The organism is Vibrio sp. THAF64, assembly GCF_009363455.1.
Taxonomy (GTDB): domain Bacteria; phylum Pseudomonadota; class Gammaproteobacteria; order Enterobacterales; family Vibrionaceae; genus Vibrio; species Vibrio coralliilyticus.
Genome location: NZ_CP045355.1, coordinates 3,387,625 through 3,407,837, shown reverse-complemented (window position 1 = coordinate 3,407,837; position 20,213 = coordinate 3,387,625). Strand labels below are relative to the sequence as shown.

Below are 20,213 nucleotides of genomic sequence, written 5' to 3'. Positions count from 1 at the left end.
TATGAAAATGTAATCTCGAATCAAATTTTAGACACTTGAAAGCAGGGCGGACAGGGATTGCCACAAAATGCTTAGGCCGATAAGTGTGAATAGCACGCCACAAAGGCTATCGATATATACGGCCAGAGAATGAATTTTTCTCTGCATACGTTGAGTTGATAAGGCCCAAGCAAGAAACGAGAACCATAGCAAAGACAGCCCCCAAAGAATGACCAACGCCATTCCTTTGCCGGTTAATGACATACTGGCTGGCACTAAGCTCGACATCAGGCTGACAAAGAATACCAACGCCTTTGGGTTGAGGATGTTAGTGGCAAAGCCGCGCGAAAAAGCCTGACGCTTGTTGTTCAGTAATAAGCTGGTTTGAGCGGGCGGCTCGTCGTTTTGCTTGTTATTACGTAGTGTTAACCAACTGGCCTTGAGTGCGCCGTAGCCTAGGTAGAATAAGTAACTACCGCCAGCGAGTTGCAGCACCGCAAATAAAGTCGGCTGCTGGTGAACAAGGTAGCTGACGCCCGTTAGGCTCAGTACAGAGTGAAGCAGAATGCCAAACGACAAGCCAAGCGCAATGTATAAGCCCGTCTGGCGACCATAACGTGTTGCGTTTTGTACCACTAGCGCGAAATCCGGCCCAGGGCTCATCAAAGCGATAAAGTGGACAGTGGCTAACGTGGCAAGAATGGTCAGTTCGTTCATGGTAAGGCTCTTTGATAATTGATGACCGGATTGTGCCCTGTTCGAAAGAGTAATGATTGTAAATTATTGGCACTGAACCTTAGAAGGGGGAACACCATAAGTGGCTTTAAACGCTTTGCTGAAATGGGCTTGGTCGTAGAAACCAATCTGGTGTGCCACTTCGGTACCGCAGACACCGCTTTTGAGCAATTTAAAACCTTGCTCTAAGCGCAGGCGGCTCAGCCAGGCGTAAGGTGTCAGACCAACTTTGGCTTTGAAGTGACGCTGGAACTGCGTTGGACTGAGGTCACACAGCTGGGAGAGTTGTTCAAGTCTGACTGGCTGCGCCAGATTCTCCATCAGATAGTCTTTTAACGTTGAGACTGACTGATTACCTAGCGGGACAACAGGCTTTTGCTCCAGAGCACCATAATGGGTGAAAAGCTGTTCGAAGCCTTCGTAAGGCAGGCAGTCTTTCGCCAGCTGACTGAGTTGGTTATCGGCTAACGCACTGTGCAACTGAGCGAGAGGATTGAAGATGCGCGAATCGGAGACAATCAACTGATTGAATTGGATCTGAGCGCTGTTTTGTTTCAGCTCGGCTAATTCACTGAACCATTCCGGCTCGACGGAGAACACGCGCACTTGATAGCCACTGTCGAGCATAGAGCGCCCGTCATGCAGTTCATCCGGTGGCATGATGACAATTTGCCCGGCGCCAACATTGTGGCTCTGACCTTGATAATGGAATTTTTGCTGGCCGTGTGTGATCAACCCGATATGAAAATCAAGATGATAGTGGCGCTGAAAGGCAAACTTCTGATAGTTGGCTTCAATCAGGCTAATCTCTTTATTCTGTGTCGTGTGATAGTTGACCTGGTCCATAAAACAAAAAAGATTGGTGAAACTTTCACCAAGCTTATATCGGCTGTGTCACATTGTCTTGTAAAAAACGATCACTTTGCCGTTGCAACTTTGCGTGATTGCTTGCTGGTTTTAAGGCCGTCGAAGCTAAAGACCACTAGCGCGCCCCAGATAAAGGCGAAGGTGATGGCCTTGTCTGTGGTAAAGGCCTCGCCGTACACCAGTACCGCCAGCAAGAACATCAGGCTTGGGCCAATGTACTGGAAAAAGCCCAGAGTTGAGAGCTTAAGGCGTGTGGCAGCGCCAGTGAAACACAACAGCGGCAAAGTGGTGATAACACCAGCGGAGATCAGCAGTAGGTTTAGGTTCATCGGGTTCGCTGAAAAATCGGAAGTCGGAGAATCGGCAATCCACAATAAATACACCGCTGCGGCAGGCAGCATTACCAGTGTTTCAATGAATAGGCCCGTTTGAGCATCTAAGCTGACTTTCTTACGCAATAGTCCGTAAAAACCAAATGTCAGTGCCAGAGCAATGGCGACGGTAGGCACAGAGCCAAAAGCGATCAGCTGAACCATCACACCACAAGCTGCCAGTGCCACAGCAAACCACTGCAATTTACGTAGCCGCTCGCCTAAGAACAACATGCCGAGCAGCACATTAATCAGAGGGTTGATGTAGTAACCGAGACTGGCATCTAGCATGTGATTGGCATTTACCGCCCAGATAAAAATCAGCCAGTTCACTCCCACGAGTAGTGAGGTAGAAACCAGAAACAGCATTTTGGTTTTGGAGCGAATCACATCTCGTACACCACGCCAGCGACGACCTACATGTAGCAATACCGCTAATAGAACAAAAGACCACACCACTCGATGGCTGAGGATTTCAAACGGTGAAACCTCACTAATGGCTTTAAAATAGATCGGTGCAATGCCCCACATGGTGTAGGCACCTATGGCGAGAAGGACGCCTTGCCGTGCTCTTTGCTGTTCTTCTGGTGTCATTGACGTTTACTCAAAGGATGATTTTTGCAAAAGGAAGCATCCAGTATACGAATGAGTCAGTTAATCACCTAGCAATTTGCGGTTTTATTCACATCCGAACACTACTACAATGTGCCCTTTGCATTTCCCCACTCTTTGCTCAATCGAGATATCAATGACCGCGACACTGCTTGCCGAACAATCTGATCCTTCACCGACTCCACAAAGCATACTGGAGGATGTGTTTGGTTATCAGTCGTTTCGAGATGGTCAGCAAGAAGTCATTGAAGCAGCCGTAAACGGTCAGGATAGTTTGGTCATCATGCCGACGGGTGGCGGTAAATCACTCTGCTATCAGGTTCCGGCCTTAGTTCGTGGCGGTTTAACACTGGTGATTTCTCCTCTGATATCACTGATGAAAGATCAGGTCGATCAGCTTAAAGCAAATGGTGTTTCGGCAGAGTGTGTCAACTCTTCCATGCCCCGCGATGAGTTGATTTCGGTCTACAATCGAATGCAGTCAGGCCAGTTGAAGCTAGTGTATGTGTCACCTGAGCGTGTGCTGATGCGTGACTTTATTGAGCGTCTTGAAAGCCTATCGCTGTCCATGATCGCCGTTGACGAAGCACACTGTATTTCTCAGTGGGGACATGATTTCAGACCTGAATATGCGTCGCTCGGCCAGATCAAACAGCACTTTCCTCATGTGCCTTTTATGGCGCTGACGGCGACGGCCGATGATGCGACGCGCAATGACATCATGCATCGTCTGCAATTGAACGAGCCGCATATCCACCTAAGCAGTTTCGATCGCCCCAACATCCGTTACACCTTGGTTGAGAAACACAAACCAATTTCTCAGGTGATCCGTTTTCTCGACACGCAGAAAGGCAACTGCGGCATCATCTATTGCGGTAGCCGTAAGAAAGTTGAAATGGTGACGGAAAAACTGTGCAACAACCATATTCGTGCCGCCAGTTACCATGCTGGCTTAGAGGCAGACGAGCGCGCTTATGTGCAAGAAGCATTTCAGCGTGATGATATCCAAATTGTGGTCGCGACGGTGGCGTTTGGTATGGGGATCAACAAACCTAACGTGCGCTTTGTGGTTCACTTTGATATTCCGCGCAACATTGAATCCTACTATCAGGAAACTGGTCGCGCAGGTCGGGACGGCTTGCCTGCGGAAGCGATGATGCTGTATGACCCAGCGGACATCAGCTGGCTAAGGCGGATGTTGGATGAAAAAGACGATGGGCCACAAAAGCAGGTTGAAGCGCATAAGCTCAATGCGATGAGTGCTTTTGCTGAAGCGCAGACGTGTCGTCGTCAGGTGCTGTTGAATTATTTTGGTGAGTACCGTGAGCAGCCTTGTGGCAACTGCGATATCTGTTTGGACCCGCCCAAGCATTTTGATGCCACCGAGCAGGCACGTAAAGCGTTGTCTTGTGTTTACCGAGTTAATCAGAGCTTTGGTATGGGGTATGTGGTTGAAGTCCTGCGCGGAATGCAGAATATCCGCATCCGTGAAAATGGCCACGACAAGCTCACTACCTATGGTATTGGGCGTGAAAACAGTCACGATTACTGGGTGAGTATTTTTCGTCAGTTGATCCATAAAGGGATGTTGTTCCAGAACATTACTCGCAACTCGACCTTACAGCTTACTGAGGAAGCGCGCCCACTATTGCGTGGCGATACCGCTCTTGAATTAGCCGTGCCTCGTCTGGATACCGCCGCAAGAGCGGCTAAGTCCGACAAACTCACCAGTAAAAACTACGACAAAAAGCTGTTTGCCAAGTTGCGTAAGTTACGCAAAGCGATTGCCGATGAAGATGGTTTACCACCGTACGTGGTATTCAGTGATGCCACCTTGATTGATATGGCGGAAATTTTGCCAACCTCTTATGGTGAAATGCTAGCGGTCAATGGAGTAGGGCAACGTAAGTTAGAGAAATACGCGGATCCATTCTTAGATTTAATTCAGGAGCACATTACTCATCATGGTTGATTCAGTGCAGCAAACGGAATTTGGTTTACTTGAGTATCAAGCGCAAGAAGGGCGTATCATCATTCGAGCTCCGCGTTTTGATTTTGATAGTTTTCCTCAACTGGCCGATAAGCTGATAAAACTCCTCTCTGCGTCTGTGATTGAAAAGCAATGGGACGCCGACATTCATTCGTGGTTGATTGATTTTGAGGGGTGTCAGCTGTTTCTCAAGTCCGAACATTACAGTGAAAGCATCTGGTTAGAAGCGTTAGCCATCGAAGACAGCAAAGAAGAGCTAGACTACCTTGCGGGCTTGTTCCAACGTGGTTTTTAACTAAGTCAACGATTGCATAAAGTCTAGTTGTTGCGACTCATGTTGGTTAATGTATAATCGCCCGCCGCGGTATTTATCATATTTGAAGTTTCACTTGTTTAGATGGCTTGAGCCTCTGTTATTGGGACTTTGACTGTGCTGAATATCGAATCTAAATTCATTTAACATTATTGGTAAGAGTCTTTCCGTGGCTTGGAAGAGATTCGCTTTGGGTTCCCTCACCCCCAAACCAAACTAAAAAGGTATCGCATGAGTAACTTTACCCCTGCGCAGCAGCGCAAAGCCCTTTTCTTGTTAGTTCTGTTTCACCTGATCATTATTGCGTCGAGTAATTATCTGGTTCAGCTTCCCTTTACCATCTTTGGTTTTCACACCACGTGGGGCGCTTTCACTTTTCCGTTTATCTTTTTAGCGACCGATCTGACAGTACGAATTTTTGGTGCCCAACTTGCGCGTAAGATTATTTTCTTGGTGATGCTACCAGCGCTCGCAGTGTCCTATGGCTTATCAGTGTTGTTTTTTGAAGGGCAATTTCAAGGTTTCTCACATTTAGGTGAATTTAATCTGTTTGTCGCGCGTATCGCGATTGCGAGCTTTATGGCGTATTTGCTAGGGCAAATCCTAGACGTGCATGTGTTTAATCGCCTGCGCCAGATGAAGCAGTGGTGGATTGCCCCAACGTGTTCCACTTTGTTTGGTAACGCGCTGGATACTATTGCTTTCTTTGCCATTGCGTTTTACCAAAGCCCAGATCCATTTATGGCGGAGCACTGGACCGAAATCGCGCTGGTGGATTATGGATTCAAACTAGTGATCAGCTTAGGTCTGTTTGTGCCTATGTATGGTGTGCTGCTGAATTACTTGGTTAAGAAGCTCACAGCCGTTAATCCTGACTTTAAAGTGATTGGCGCTAAGTAAGGTTCGCTCCTCGAAAACAAAAAAGCCCGACAAGTTATCTTGTCGGGCTTTTTATTTGTTCTTTAGTTAGTTGGCAATGATGCTCAAAGGCCAGCCAATGTCACTCTGACGGTTGGCTTCAATCTCTAACTCGGCCGCAGTCAGAGGATTGGCTTTCAGCCACTGGTCAGCAACCGTCAGGGTGAGCTTATCGCCTTGTGATTGAAGCGCGATGTTCGGCTCTAAATCCGGATTGCGACGATGGGTCAGCAAAACCGCGAGACGTAGCAAACGTAATACGCGTTTGGCGCTGTTACCTGACAGCGCATGTTGCTCTGGTAGAGAAGTCAGTTGCTCGCGATAACGACGTGATACTTCACCAAGAAAGTGCTTTTGTGCTCGGGTATAACCCGGTAGATCCAGGTTTTGTAGCAAGTAGGCACTGTGCTCGCCGCCTTTCTTGAAATCAATCGTCAGACCGATTTCATGCAGCTTAGCCGCTGTCTCTAGCAATACGCTGCCCTGAGCTTCAGCAATCCACTCAGCTTCACATTGCTCAAGCAATTTACTGGCTAAGGTGGCCACCTGCTGACCGTAAGCCGTATCAATTTGGTAGCGGGTTTGAACACTGGCAATTGTACGAGCACGAATGTCGTCTTGCTTGAGTTCATCGACCATTTCATACACTAGGCCTTCGCGCAGTGCGCCGCCAGCCAGTGTCATCGAATCAATTTCAAGCAGTTCAAAGATAGCGATGAGAATCGAAAGACCGCTTGGGAAGACCAATGCGCGTTCTAGCGTTAGCCCTTCAATCTCAAGTTCTTCCAAATGATCCGCTAGCATGGCTTGTTTTTGCAGACGCTTGAGTTTGGCGTGAGTAATGACCTCGTCCATACCTTGTGCCAGCATAATTTCCTGCAAAGCCTGAACCGTACCAGAAGCACCGACACACACGTCCCAACCAATTTGAGTGTATTGCTCAAGGATAGGTTTCAGCGTTTCTTTAGCCGCTTCAATTGCATTATTAAAGTTGGTTACGGTGAGCTGGCGGTCTTTAAAGTGACGTTCCAGCCAAGTAACACAACCCATTTTCAGGCTGGTCAGTGCTTTGGCTTCGAAACCTTCACCGATAATAAGTTCGGTACTGGCACCGCCAATATCGACCACCAAACGACGACCGCTGCCGCCAGATGTGTGGGCAACCCCTTTATAGATAGTGGCTGCTTCTTCTTCGCCACAGATCACTTCAATTTTGTGACCAAGAATCTGGTTTGCTTTCTCAAGAAAGATATCCACATTGGTGGCGGTGCGCAGTGTTGCGGTGCCCACAATGCGGATATTTTGGGTTGGAATATCTTGAAGTCGCTCTGCAAATAGACTCAAGCAGTCCCATCCGCGTTGCATGGCTTCCTGGCTTAAAGCGTTGTTGTCGTCTAACCCAGCGGCAAGACGAACCTTACGTTTAATTTTTGCCATAGTCTGAACGCTGCCATCAATGTGACGCACAACGAGCATGTGAAAACTGTTCGACCCGAGGTCGATGGCTGCGTAGAGCGGGGAAGAAACTGCTTGGCTCATAGACGACTTAAGAATCCTTTTGGTGACGTTGACGAGAGCGGTTGTTGTTACGACGGTTGCCTGAGCGTGAGCCACCAGTATTGGTGCGACGTTGTTGCGGACGGTTAGAACGCATACGTAGCGGTGCTGGTAGATCTTCGATCAGTGCACTTGGGTCGTAATCTGAAACAGGAATGGTGTGCTCAATGTACTCTTCAATTGGCGGTAGGTTGATGGCGTAGTCTTCACAAGCAAAGCTGATTGAATGGCCACTTGCGCCTGCACGACCCGTACGGCCGATACGGTGTACGTAATCTTCGCAATCGTCTGGTAGGTCGAAGTTAAACACGTGGGTCACTTGAGGGATGTGAAGGCCACGAGCTGCCACGTCTGTTGCTACTAGCAGGTCAACTTCACCTTTAGTGAACTGCTCTAAGATGCGTTCGCGCTTTTTCTGAGGTACGTCACCCGTCAATAGACCAACACGGTGGCCATCAGCCGCTAGGTGACCCCATACGGATTCACACTTGTGTTTGGTATTGGCAAAGATGATCGCACGCTCTGGCCACTCTTCTTCGATAAGAGTCTGTAGCAGAGACATTTTGTGTTCGTTAGACGGGTAAAACAGCTCTTCCTGAATGCGGTGACCTGTTTTGACTTCTGGCTCCACCACAACGTGTTCTGGGTTGTGCATATGTTCGAAAGCCAGCTCTTGAACACGGTATGACAGAGTCGCAGAGAACAACATGTTCAAGCGCTCTTTTGGTTCTGGCATACGACGGAATAGGAAACGAATGTCTTTGATGAAACCAAGATCGAACATGCGATCCGCTTCATCAAGCACAACAGCCTGAATATTGTTCAGGTTGAAGACACGCTGCTTGTAAAAGTCGATGATGCGACCTGTGGTACCGATTAGCACGTCCACACCTTGCTCTAACTTAGCAAGTTGCTTGTCGTAGCTCTCGCCACCGTAAGCTAACGCAGCTTTAATGCCGGTTTCTGCAACCAGAGGTTCAGCATCATTGTAAATCTGAATTGCCAGCTCACGGGTCGGTGCCATGATAATCGCACGTGGTTGAGTCGGCTTGCGACCTTCGTGCTCTGGTGTGTTCAGAAGATGGTTAAAAGTAGCAGTCAAGAAAGCCAGGGTTTTTCCTGTCCCTGTTTGAGCCTGACCTGCAATGTCTTGGCCGGTGAGCAGTACCGGCAACGCCAAGGCTTGAATTGGGGTACAAAACTCGAACCCTTTTTTCTTCAAACCTTCAACAACTTGGGGGTGTAAACCCAAATCGGCGAACTTTTGCTCTGTGATATGCGTCTTTTTCATGGCTATAGAATATCAGCTTAAGCTTGCAATACGAAAGTAAATACATTCCAATAGGGCATCTAAATACTGGTTATCATCCAACCAGTTCCGAAAAAACACATTGGAGTGGAAGATGAGTGATAAGATTTTGCAGCTAACTGATGACGGTTTTGAAGCCGACGTACTAAACGCTGCAGGCCCGGTTCTTGTTGATTTTTGGGCAGAATGGTGTGGTCCTTGTAAGATGATTGCTCCTATCCTGGACGAAATCGCCGAAGAGTACGAAGGCAAACTCACTATCGGTAAACTGAATATCGACCAAAACGCAGGTACTCCACCTAAATTTGGTATTCGTGGTATCCCAACGCTACTACTTTTCAAAGATGGTGGCGTGGCAGCAACCAAAGTAGGCGCGCTGTCTAAGACTCAATTAAAAGAGTTTTTGGACGCTAACCTATAATTGGGTTGTTCTGATAAGACCGTGCATTCACTTCAATGCACGGTTTTGTTTTTGAAGCCTAACAAAATCTAGACTAGGCTAGTATTTAGTGCTAATTTATCGCACGTTAAATAAACAAGTTTCTCTTCTTGGTCGATCCTGTGACCAAAATTCATCTTAACTAAATAACAGATCCTATTTTGACTAAAAAAGTATCCACCACAATGAATCTAACAGAACTGAAGAACAGACCTGTGTCTGATCTTGTCAAACTTGGCGAAAGCTTAGGCCTTGAAAACCTGGCGCGTCTAAGAAAGCAAGACATTATCTTCGCCATCCTTAAAGCACACGCGAAAAGTGGTGAAGATATTTTTGGCGACGGGGTTCTGGAAATACTTCAAGACGGCTTTGGCTTCTTGCGCAGTGCAGACAGTTCTTACTTGGCAGGCCCAGATGACATCTATGTCTCTCCAAGTCAGATCCGTCGTTTCAACCTACGTACGGGTGATTCCATTGCAGGTAAGATTCGTCCACCGAAAGATGGCGAACGTTACTTTGCTCTGTTAAAAGTCAATACAGTTAACGATGACAAGCCAGACAACGCGCGTAACAAGATTCTATTTGAAAACTTGACGCCACTGCACGCAAACGAGCGTATGGTGATGGAGCGTGGTAACGGTTCGACTGAAGATATTACTGCACGTGTTCTTGACCTGGCTTCACCAATTGGTAAAGGTCAGCGTGGTCTGATTGTTGCTCCGCCAAAAGCGGGTAAAACAATGCTGCTGCAGAACATTGCTCAAAGCATTGCTTACAACCACCCTGAATGTGAGCTAATGGTACTTCTTATCGACGAACGTCCTGAAGAAGTTACCGAGATGCAACGCCTGGTTAAAGGTGAAGTGGTTGCGTCAACGTTTGATGAGCCAGCGTCTCGCCACGTACAAGTTGCTGAGATGGTTATTGAGAAAGCAAAACGTCTTGTTGAACACAAGAAAGACGTGGTTATCCTGCTTGACTCTATCACTCGTCTAGCACGTGCATACAACACAGTTGTTCCTTCATCAGGTAAAGTTCTTACTGGTGGTGTGGATGCAAACGCACTGCACCGTCCTAAGCGCTTCTTCGGTGCGGCACGTAATGTAGAAGAAGGCGGTAGCCTGACGATTCTAGCAACAGCTCTAGTTGATACTGGTTCTAAGATGGACGAAGTTATCTACGAAGAGTTTAAAGGTACAGGTAACATGGAGATCCACCTGAACCGTAAGATTGCTGAGAAACGTGTTTTCCCTGCCATCGACTTCAACCGTTCAGGCACTCGTCGTGAAGAACTTCTGACTAAGAATGAAGAGCTTCAGAAGATGTGGATTCTGCGTAAGATTGTTCATCCAATGGGTGAGATCGACGCGATGGAGTTCTTAATCGATAAGTTAGCCATGACGAAGACCAACGATGAGTTCTTTGATGCCATGCGTCGCCAGTAAGAATTTGTGACTCCAAACGCCATCGACCTTGTCGGTGGCGTTTTTGTTTGCATTCTCATTTGATTGGCCTCACAATGAGCGAGAATGTTAAGAGGAGGTTAACATGCAACAAGGAATGTTGTCGTCGGTTCTCCTATGCACATCTTTATTGATTGGAGCGCCAACGGTTGCTGCGAAGGAAATGCAGCCCGAAAAAGCTGAGCTGTTACTTCAGGATAAGCAGATTCATCTGAAAGTTGCAGAACTGCTCCAATATGCTGTCGAAGATAATATCGACTCACTCAACTTCGCCCTCGAAAGACTGTCGCTTCCTCAACAAGAAGTGGCGCGTTTCCTACTGCTCAAAAAAATTGAAGATCAAAACGTCATCTTGACGCCAAAAATGGCTTTGTTCGTCGAGCACCAAAAAGCTATGGTTCCAACCTATCAAGTGTTGGAAAGAGGTGATGGCTATGAGTTTTCCATTCCTGCCTTTAACTATCCAGCCATCGCCAGCCGTTTACTGAAACAGTGGCAGCAAGATCAGTCGACACTTGAGTTTGTGTTGAGTGCAGAACGTGGCGAGCTGGATCTAAAGCAGTGGTTGTCGGGTAGTGATTACCAAATCCAAGCGCGTGAAGCGTTACTGATTCGTGAGTTAGACAGCTTATCGCCAGAAGCAGTACAAGGTTTAGTGGTTCAACTTACCGGAGAGGCTGTGACCAGTTGGCTGCCATCCTCACAGGTGATGGTGCGTTTAGCTCAGGTGAGTGAAAACCCTGATGTTTACAAACTGCTTTGGTTGATGCGTGCCGATTTTCAAAGCCAGTCCGAGCTGAGTCGTTTGGCAAAGGTCGGCGATGAATTCTCGGTGAATCAGATCATGCTCGCTTCTCATAACCCGAGCCTTAAAGAACAAGCCATTAAAGAGCTAACTCGTATCAAACCCATGACGGATGAGGTCAAAGCGTTTTTGATCGACAGAATGGCAATTCGTGATGAAGCTTCAATGGTAGCGACAGAGCTGGCAAATCAAGGTTACACCTCATGGCTAGAAGAGCTCGCCAGCCATAATCAAAAAGTACGCAGCAGCGCGATTTTGAACGTGTTATCACAATAAAAATAACCTTATAGAAAAGAGGGATCGGAAGATCCCTCTTTTTGTTATACTGCTTGCACTTTAATCAGTCACAGAAGACCTATGAGTTTTAAGGATTTACGCGACTTCATCGCCCACCTTGAGCAGGGAGGGAAGCTTAAACGCATTTCCGAGCCTGTCGATCCACATTATGAAATGACAGAGATTAGCGACCGTACTTTACGTGCAGGTGGCCCGGCATTGTTGTTTGAAAATCCCATTGGCTACGATGTGCCTGTGCTGACCAACTTGTTTGGCACTCCTGAACGGGTTGCGATAGGTATGGGTCGTGAAGACGTCAAAGATTTGCGTGAAGTGGGCAAATTGTTGGCTTATCTTAAGGAGCCCGAGCCACCACGTGGCTTTAAAGACGCGTTAGAGAAACTGCCTGTTTTTAGACAAGTCTTAAACATGCCAGCCAAAAGGTTACGTAAAGCTGCCTGTCAGGAGATTGTCTGGCAAGGTGACGAAGTTGATCTCGATAAAATCCCTGTGATGAGTTGTTGGCAAGATGATGTCGCGCCTCTGCTTACGTGGGGGTTAACCGTGACTCGAGGGCCACATAAAAAGCGCCAGAATCTTGGAATTTACCGTCAGCAGAAAATTGGTAAGAACAAAATCATCATGCGCTGGCTAGCACACCGTGGTGGCGCCCTTGATCTGCGTGACTGGATGAAAACCAACCCGGGAGAGCCTTTCCCTGTTTCAGTCGCATTTGGTGCTGACCCAGCCACTATATTAGGCGCGGTAACACCAGTACCAGATACCTTATCTGAGTATGCGTTTGCGGGCTTGCTTCGAGGCAGTAAAACTGAAGTGGTTAAATCTGTGAGTAATAACATTGAAGTGCCTGCCAGTGCAGAGATCGTGCTTGAGGGTTACATTGACCCGAATGAGTATGCGGACGAAGGGCCTTATGGTGACCACACTGGTTATTACAACGAAAAAGAAAAACACCATGTTTTTACCATTACGCATATCACCATGCGTAAGGACCCGATATATCACAGCACTTACACAGGACGTCCGCCAGATGAACCTGCTGTATTGGGTGTAGCGTTAAACGAAGTGTTTGTTCCTATCCTGCAAAAGCAGTTTCCCGAGATTGAAGATTTCTACCTACCGCCTGAAGGCTGTTCGTACCGCATGGCGGTGGTGACGATGAAAAAGCAATACCCAGGGCATGCTAAGCGAGTCATGATGGGGGTATGGTCTTTCCTTCGCCAGTTTATGTACACCAAGTTTGTTGTAGTGTGCGATGAAAGTGTCAATGCGCGAAGTTGGGATGATGTCGTGAAGGCCATGTGTGAGCATATGGAACCTGTTCGCGATACCTTAATGATTGACAACACGCCTATTGATTCTCTCGACTTCGCCTCACCGGTTGTAGGGCTTGGCTCTAAGATGGGCTTGGATGCAACGATTAAATGGGATGCCGAAAAGGCCTCTGACCCAGAGTTAACATCCGCAAGCCAAACAGCGATTACGGATGAGCAGTTACAACAACTTCGTCAGGCATTCCCAGAAATTGTTGATATTGCTTTACCAGAATCTGCTGGCGCTGATCGCTTCATGGTGGTCTCGATGAAGAAAACACACGCTATGCAATCGAAAGCGGTGCTTAATGGTGTGTGGGAGTTTCTCAAGCAGTATACGGATGCCAAGTTTGTTATTCTCTGCGATGATGACGTCGATGTGCACGATTGGAATGACATTATCTGGGCGATCACCACTAGAATGGACCCTAATCGTGACACCGTTAAAATAGAAGCAAAAGAAGGTCGCAGTTCTAAGTTAGGTTTGGATGCGACCAACAAGTTTGAGGGAGAAGTCCAGCGAGAGTGGGGCATCCCAATCAAGAAAGATTCTCAGTTAGTTGCGCAGGTCGATGCAAAATGGAGTAAGCTGGGAATATTATGAGCCATTTGGTGACCTTGCAGCCGCAGAATATACAATTCGATGTGCAGGAAGGGGAAACGGTATTGGAAGCTGCGCTCAACCATAACATCAGCTTCCCAAACCGTTGCCAAGTGGGAGCGTGCGCAGCGTGTCTGTGTCGGAAAATAGAAGGTCGAGTCACTTATCAGCTTGAGCCAATGCTCACAGAGAAAGAGCAGCAACAAGGCTGGGTGTTTGCTTGTCAGGCCTTCGCAGAAAGTAATTTGGTACTTACTTTTGAGGAGTAAGTAAGAGGAATAACATGACCATCCAATGTAAAGTAAAGTCTATTGAGCCGTTAGCTTGTAATACCTATCGAATTCTGTTGCATCCAGAGACACCAGTCAGCTTTAAAGCCGGCCAGTATCTAATGGTTGTGATGGGAGAAAAAGATAAACGTCCATTCTCTATTGCAAGCAGCCCTTGCCGTCATGAAGGCGAGCTAGAGCTTCACATTGGTGCAGCAGAGCATAACGCGTATGCTCTTGAAGTTGTCGAAGCGATGCAAAACGCATTAGAAAATGATGGTGACATCAGTATTGATGCGCCTCATGGCGATGCCTGGGTTAAAGAAGAGAGCGAACGCCCTCTACTTTTGATTGCTGGTGGTACAGGCTTTAGTTACGTACGTTCGATATTGGACCACTGCGTAGCTCAAAATAAGACCAATGAAATCCACCTTTATTGGGGTGGCCGGGATGAACGCCAACTATATGCTAAGGACGAACTGGATGGTATCGCAGCACAGTTCAGCAACGTGCATTTTATTCCAGTGGTAGAAGAAGCTACTTCTGAATGGCAAGGCAAAGTCGGAAACGTGCTTCAAGCCGTTAGTGACGATTTTGATTCTCTTGCAGAATATGACATCTACATTGCTGGACGTTTTGAAATGGCGGGTGCGGCTCGTGAACAATTTACCCAGAACAAAGGCGCTAACAGCGATCGTATGTTTGCTGACGCGTACGCATTCATTTAAAACTGAATGAAATAGATAGATAAAAGAGGGCTTTTTGCCCTCTTTTTTGTTGTTTTGAACACATTTTCAACGAACGATGAGTTTTTTCAATTTTTTTTGAAAAAGGGCTTGCGCTATCAGAAGGACTCCCTATAATGCGCTTCCACTGACACGGCAGACGCCACAAGGCTTCAGCAGTGTTGGAGAGGTGAAAAGCTTCTGAGAAAATAAGTTTGAAAAAGTGTTTGACTCTTCAAATTATCTCGCTAGAATGCACCTCCGCTTTGAGAGAAAGTTTCTTGAAAAGCACAGCTCTTTAACAATATAAACCTATCAATCTGTGTGGGCACTCGTTGATGATAATCCAATTAGAAGCTTCGGCTTCAAATTAGGTTTCAATGATACGAAGTGACCATTGAATCTTCGGATTCAGCACAGTCAATTCAAACATTACTTTATGTAATGTTCAGTATTCATTGAGCCGACAAAATCTTAAATTGAAGAGTTTGATCATGGCTCAGATTGAACGCTGGCGGCAGGCCTAACACATGCAAGTCGAGCGGAAACGAGTTATCTGAACCTTCGGGGAACGATAACGGCGTCGAGCGGCGGACGGGTGAGTAATGCCTGGGAAATTGCCCTGATGTGGGGGATAACCATTGGAAACGATGGCTAATACCGCATAATAGCTTCGGCTCAAAGAGGGGGACCTTCGGGCCTCTCGCGTCAGGATATGCCCAGGTGGGATTAGCTAGTTGGTGAGGTAATGGCTCACCAAGGCGACGATCCCTAGCTGGTCTGAGAGGATGATCAGCCACACTGGAACTGAGACACGGTCCAGACTCCTACGGGAGGCAGCAGTGGGGAATATTGCACAATGGGCGCAAGCCTGATGCAGCCATGCCGCGTGTATGAAGAAGGCCTTCGGGTTGTAAAGTACTTTCAGCAGTGAGGAAGGTGGATGTGTTAATAGCGCATTCATTTGACGTTAGCTGCAGAAGAAGCACCGGCTAACTCCGTGCCAGCAGCCGCGGTAATACGGAGGGTGCGAGCGTTAATCGGAATTACTGGGCGTAAAGCGCATGCAGGTGGTTTGTTAAGTCAGATGTGAAAGCCCGGGGCTCAACCTCGGAATTGCATTTGAAACTGGCAGACTAGAGTACTGTAGAGGGGGGTAGAATTTCAGGTGTAGCGGTGAAATGCGTAGAGATCTGAAGGAATACCGGTGGCGAAGGCGGCCCCCTGGACAGATACTGACACTCAGATGCGAAAGCGTGGGGAGCAAACAGGATTAGATACCCTGGTAGTCCACGCCGTAAACGATGTCTACTTGGAGGTTGTGGCCTTGAGCCGTGGCTTTCGGAGCTAACGCGTTAAGTAGACCGCCTGGGGAGTACGGTCGCAAGATTAAAACTCAAATGAATTGACGGGGGCCCGCACAAGCGGTGGAGCATGTGGTTTAATTCGATGCAACGCGAAGAACCTTACCTACTCTTGACATCCTCAGAAGAGACTGGAGACAGTCTTGTGCCTTCGGGAACTGAGAGACAGGTGCTGCATGGCTGTCGTCAGCTCGTGTTGTGAAATGTTGGGTTAAGTCCCGCAACGAGCGCAACCCTTATCCTTGTTTGCCAGCGAGTCATGTCGGGAACTCCAGGGAGACTGCCGGTGATAAACCGGAGGAAGGTGGGGACGACGTCAAGTCATCATGGCCCTTACGAGTAGGGCTACACACGTGCTACAATGGCGCATACAGAGGGCGGCCAACTTGCGAAAGTGAGCGAATCCCAAAAAGTGCGTCGTAGTCCGGATTGGAGTCTGCAACTCGACTCCATGAAGTCGGAATCGCTAGTAATCGTAGATCAGAATGCTACGGTGAATACGTTCCCGGGCCTTGTACACACCGCCCGTCACACCATGGGAGTGGGCTGCAAAAGAAGTGGGTAGTTTAACCTTCGGGGGGACGCTCACCACTTTGTGGTTCATGACTGGGGTGAAGTCGTAACAAGGTAGCGCTAGGGGAACCTGGCGCTGGATCACCTCCTTATACGATGATTATTCACGATGAGTGTCCACACAGATTGATGGTTTTGAAGCGCAAGCTTCGAGCTATGATTGCTCTTTAACAATTTGGAAAGCTGACGAATAACAACAATCCCCATCTCTTTGAGATGCGTTGTTATTCAATAAAAGTTCTCAAATCCTAATTCTTTGAATTAGGTACCAACACACATTCAAGTGTTCTTGGAAATTTGAGTCCGGCAAAATCGAGTCTGCATCATGTTTAAATAATGGCAGACAACTTTGGTTGTTTAAACAGAAGACCCTTTGGGGTTGTATGGTTAAGTGACTAAGCGTACACGGTGGATGCCTTGGCAGTCAGAGGCGATGAAGGACGTATTAACTTGCGATAAGCCCAGATTAGACAGTAAAAGTCATTTGAGTCTGGGATTTCCGAATGGGGAAACCCACCTGCATAAGCAGGTATCATTACCTGAATACATAGGGTAATGAGGCGAACCGGGGGAACTGAAACATCTAAGTACCCCGAGGAAAAGAAATCAACCGAGATTCCGAAAGTAGCGGCGAGCGAAATTGGACTAGCCCTTAAGCCTTTAATGCGTCAGGTGAAAGTTCTGGAAAGTTCTGCGATACAGGGTGATAGCCCCGTAACCGACAGCGCATTTTAGGTGAAATCGAGTAGGGCGGGACACGTGATATCCTGTCTGAATATGGGGGGACCATCCTCCAAGGCTAAATACTACTGACTGACCGATAGTGAACCAGTACCGTGAGGGAAAGGCGAAAAGAACCCCTGTGAGGGGAGTGAAATAGAACCTGAAACCGTGTACGTACAAGCAGTAGGAGCACCTTCGTGGTGTGACTGCGTACCTTTTGTATAATGGGTCAGCGACTTATATTCAGTAGCAAGGTTAACCATCTAGGGGAGCCGTAGAGAAATCGAGTCTTAACTGGGCGTCGAGTTGCTGGATATAGACCCGAAACCAGGTGATCTAGCCATGGGCAGGTTGAAGGTTGAGTAACATCAACTGGAGGACCGAACCGACTAATGTTGAAAAATTAGCGGATGACTTGTGGCTAGGGGTGAAAGGCCAATCAAACCTGGAGATAGCTGGTTCTCCCCGAAATCTATTTAGGTAGAGCCTCGGACGAATACTACTGGGGGTAGAGCACTGTTAAGGCTAGGGGGTCATCCCGACTTACCAACCCTTTGCAAACTCCGAATACCAGTAAGTACTATCCGGGAGACACACGGCGGGTGCTAACGTCCGTCGTGGAGAGGGAAACAACCCAGACCGCCAGCTAAGGTCCCAAATTACAGCTAAGTGGGAAACGATGTGGGAAGGCTTAGACAGCTAGGATGTTGGCTTAGAAGCAGCCATCATTTAAAGAAAGCGTAATAGCTCACTAGTCGAGTCGGCCTGCGCGGAAGATGTAACGGGGCTAAGCTGTAAACCGAAGCTGCGGCAATGCATTTTATGTATTGGGTAGGGGAGCGTTCTGTAAGCCGTTGAAGGTGAGCTGTAAAGCTTGCTGGAGGTATCAGAAGTGCGAATGCTGACATGAGTAACGATAAAGGGGGTGAAAAACCTCCTCGCCGGAAGACCAAGGGTTCCTGTCCAACGTTAATCGGGGCAGGGTAAGTCGACCCCTAAGGCGAGGCCGAAAGGCGTAGTCGATGGGAAACGGGTTAATATTCCCGTACTTCTTACAATTGCGATGGGGGGACGGAGAAGGCTAGGTGGGCCTGGCGACGGTTGTCCAGGTTCAAGTGCGTAGGCTTGAGAGTTAGGTAAATCCGGCTCTCTCTAAGGCTGAGACACGACGTCGAGCACCTACGGGTGTGAAGTCATTGATGCCATGCTTCCAGGAAAAGCCTCTAAGCTTCAGATTGTAAGGAATCGTACCCCAAACCGACACAGGTGGTCGGGTAGAGAATACCAAGGCGCTTGAGAGAACTCGGGTGAAGGAACTAGGCAAAATGGTACCGTAACTTCGGGAGAAGGTACGCTCCTGTCGGTGAAGTCCCTTGCGGATGGAGCTAACGGGAGTCGCAGATACCAGGTGGCTGCAACTGTTTATTAAAAACACAGCACTGTGCAAAATCGTAAGATGACGTATACGGTGTGACGCCTGCCCGGTGCCGGAAGGTTAATTGATGGGGTTAGACGTAAGTCGAAGCTCTTGATCGAAGCCCCGGTAAACGGCGGCCGTAACTATAACGGTCCTAAGGTAGCGAAATTCCTTGTCGGGTAAGTTCCGACCTGCACGAATGGCGTAATGATGGCCACGCTGTCTCCACCCGAGACTCAGTGAAATTGAAATCGCTGTGAAGATGCAGTGTACCCGCGGCTAGACGGAAAGACCCCGTGAACCTTTACTACAGCTTGGCACTGAACATTGACCCTACATGTGTAGGATAGGTGGGAGGCTTTGAAACCGGTACGCCAGTATCGGTGGAGCCGTCCTTGAAATACCACCCTTGTAGTGTTGATGTTCTAACTTAGACCCGTCATCCGGGTTGAGGACAGTGCCTGGTGGGTAGTTTGACTGGGGCGGTCTCCTCCCAAAGAGTAACGGAGGAGCACGAAGGTGGGCTAATCACGGTTGGACATCGTGAGGTTAGTGCAATGGCATAAGCCCGCTTGACTGCGAGAATGACAATTCGAGCAGGTGCGAAAGCAGGTCATAGTGATCCGGTGGTTCTGTATGGAAGGGCCATCGCTCAACGGATAAAAGGTACTCCGGGGATAACAGGCTGATACCGCCCAAGAGTTCATATCGACGGCGGTGTTTGGCACCTCGATGTCGGCTCATCACATCCTGGGGCTGAAGTCGGTCCCAAGGGTATGGCTGTTCGCCATTTAAAGTGGTACGCGAGCTGGGTTTAGAACGTCGTGAGACAGTTCGGTCCCTATCTGCCGTGGGCGTTGGAAGATTGAAGGGGGCTGCTCCTAGTACGAGAGGACCGGAGTGGACGAACCTCTGGTGTTCGGGTTGTCATGCCAATGGCATTGCCCGGTAGCTAAGTTCGGAATCGATAACCGCTGAAAGCATCTAAGCGGGAAGCGAGCCCTGAGATGAGTCTTCCCTGACCCCTTGAGGGTCCTAAAGGGTTGTTCGAGACTAGAACGTTGATAGGCAGGGTGTGTAAGCGTTGTGAGGCGTTGAGCTAACCTGTACTAATTGCCCGTGAGGCTTAACCATACAACACCCAAAGGGTTTTGATGGACTCAAAGTAAGAACAGATTGAATGTGTAGAGAACACAATAACAGCTTTCCGAATTATTCGATTTGCAAGCAAATCTCACCCTAAAGGGCCGCACTAAAGTGCGTTTGAATTTGCGAGCAAATTGATAAAGAATTTGCTTGGCGACCATAGCGTTGTGGACCCACCTGATCCCATGCCGAACTCAGAAGTGAAACGCAATAGCGCCGATGGTAGTGTGGGGCTTCCCCATGTGAGAGTAGGACATCGCCAGGCTTTAATTTCGACTTTGCTTATCTATTAAGCAAGTCACCATAAAGTTCTAATCTTTTTTAGAGTTTTATGTTGACTTCAACAGTCAGTCGCGTAATATACGCGTCCTGCTTAGGTGCTAAGACACTGAAAGCACAGCTCTTTAACAATATAAACCTATCAATC

At 48.0% G+C, this 20,213-nt stretch carries 14 protein-coding genes and 3 rRNA genes; 12 read left to right on the top strand and 5 right to left on the bottom strand.

Going from position 1 to position 20,213, the window contains the following annotated elements; genetic code table 11:
• Positions 1-27: 27 nt before the first annotated feature.
• The 3 genes from FIU99_RS15935 to rarD form a co-directional block, all read right to left on the bottom strand.
• Positions 28-696, bottom strand: coding sequence for a LysE family translocator (locus FIU99_RS15935; RefSeq protein ID WP_006957637.1), 669 nt, complete (start codon positions 694-696; stop codon positions 28-30).
• Between the two features lie 63 nt (positions 697-759).
• Positions 760-1,560, bottom strand: a complete 801-nt coding sequence (locus FIU99_RS15930; RefSeq protein ID WP_006957638.1) for an AraC family transcriptional regulator — start codon at positions 1,558-1,560, stop codon at positions 760-762.
• 71 nt (positions 1,561-1,631) lie between these two features.
• Entirely contained in the window at positions 1,632-2,546 is a 915-nt protein-coding gene (gene rarD / locus FIU99_RS15925; protein ID WP_039951214.1) for an EamA family transporter RarD, read from the bottom strand.
• 154 nt (positions 2,547-2,700) lie between these two features.
• Between rarD and recQ the strand changes: the two genes are divergently transcribed.
• The 3 genes from recQ to FIU99_RS15910 all read left to right on the top strand — a co-directional run bounded on the left by recQ (position 2,701) and on the right by FIU99_RS15910 (position 5,767).
• A complete protein-coding gene (recQ, locus tag FIU99_RS15920) occupies positions 2,701-4,536 on the top strand; it encodes an ATP-dependent DNA helicase RecQ (RefSeq protein WP_006957640.1) in 1,836 nt (611 codons plus the stop codon).
• A complete protein-coding gene (locus FIU99_RS15915) occupies positions 4,529-4,849 on the top strand; it encodes a DUF3630 family protein (RefSeq protein WP_006957641.1) in 321 nt (106 codons plus the stop codon). Before recQ ends, FIU99_RS15915 begins: the two co-directional genes overlap by 8 nt.
• A 249-nt stretch (positions 4,850-5,098) precedes the next feature.
• Positions 5,099-5,767, top strand: a complete 669-nt coding sequence (locus FIU99_RS15910) for a 7-cyano-7-deazaguanine/7-aminomethyl-7-deazaguanine transporter (protein ID WP_006957642.1) — start codon at positions 5,099-5,101, stop codon at positions 5,765-5,767.
• A 66-nt stretch (positions 5,768-5,833) separates the two neighbouring features.
• Here FIU99_RS15910 and gppA read toward each other — a convergent pair whose 3' ends face one another.
• Together gppA and rhlB are read right to left on the bottom strand one after the other, a co-directional pair.
• Entirely contained in the window at positions 5,834-7,324 is a 1,491-nt protein-coding gene (gene gppA, locus FIU99_RS15905) for a guanosine-5'-triphosphate,3'-diphosphate diphosphatase (protein WP_006957643.1), read from the bottom strand.
• Between the two features lie 7 nt (positions 7,325-7,331).
• Complete coding sequence (rhlB, locus tag FIU99_RS15900) at positions 7,332-8,633, bottom strand: ATP-dependent RNA helicase RhlB (RefSeq protein WP_006957644.1); 1,302 nt, start codon at positions 8,631-8,633, stop codon at positions 7,332-7,334.
• A 112-nt stretch (positions 8,634-8,745) separates the two neighbouring features.
• Between rhlB and trxA the strand changes: the two genes are divergently transcribed.
• The 9 genes from trxA (at position 8,746) to rrf (ending at position 20,051) form a co-directional block, all read left to right on the top strand.
• Positions 8,746-9,072 carry a thioredoxin TrxA gene (gene trxA, locus FIU99_RS15895; RefSeq protein WP_006957645.1) on the top strand — a complete coding sequence of 109 codons (327 nt, stop codon included), beginning with the start codon at positions 8,746-8,748 and terminating at the stop codon, positions 9,070-9,072.
• Between the two features lie 203 nt (positions 9,073-9,275).
• Positions 9,276-10,535: a transcription termination factor Rho gene (gene rho / locus FIU99_RS15890; RefSeq protein ID WP_004745495.1), complete on the top strand. Its 1,260-nt coding sequence runs from the start codon at positions 9,276-9,278 to the stop codon at positions 10,533-10,535.
• 103 nt (positions 10,536-10,638) lie between these two features.
• On the top strand, positions 10,639-11,634 hold the full coding sequence (locus tag FIU99_RS15885; protein WP_006957646.1) for a hypothetical protein: 996 nt from the start codon (positions 10,639-10,641) through the stop codon (positions 11,632-11,634).
• A gap of 81 nt (positions 11,635-11,715) precedes the next feature.
• Complete coding sequence (gene ubiD / locus FIU99_RS15880) at positions 11,716-13,572, top strand: 4-hydroxy-3-polyprenylbenzoate decarboxylase (protein WP_006957647.1); 1,857 nt, start codon at positions 11,716-11,718, stop codon at positions 13,570-13,572.
• Positions 13,569-13,838: a 2Fe-2S iron-sulfur cluster-binding protein gene (locus tag FIU99_RS15875; protein ID WP_006957648.1), complete on the top strand. Its 270-nt coding sequence runs from the start codon at positions 13,569-13,571 to the stop codon at positions 13,836-13,838. The genes ubiD and FIU99_RS15875 overlap by 4 nt, the downstream gene beginning before the upstream one ends.
• A 14-nt stretch (positions 13,839-13,852) precedes the next feature.
• Complete coding sequence (fre, locus tag FIU99_RS15870; protein ID WP_006957649.1) at positions 13,853-14,566, top strand: NAD(P)H-flavin reductase; 714 nt, start codon at positions 13,853-13,855, stop codon at positions 14,564-14,566.
• 473 nt (positions 14,567-15,039) lie between these two features.
• A 16S ribosomal RNA gene (locus FIU99_RS15860) occupies positions 15,040-16,592 on the top strand.
• 293 nt (positions 16,593-16,885) lie between these two features.
• Positions 16,886-19,774: ribosomal RNA gene (locus FIU99_RS15855) — 23S ribosomal RNA — on the top strand.
• A gap of 161 nt (positions 19,775-19,935) precedes the next feature.
• Positions 19,936-20,051, top strand: a 5S ribosomal RNA gene (gene rrf / locus FIU99_RS15850).
• The 16S, 23S and 5S rRNA genes sit together here, the layout of an rRNA operon.
• Positions 20,052-20,213 lie beyond the last annotated feature (162 nt).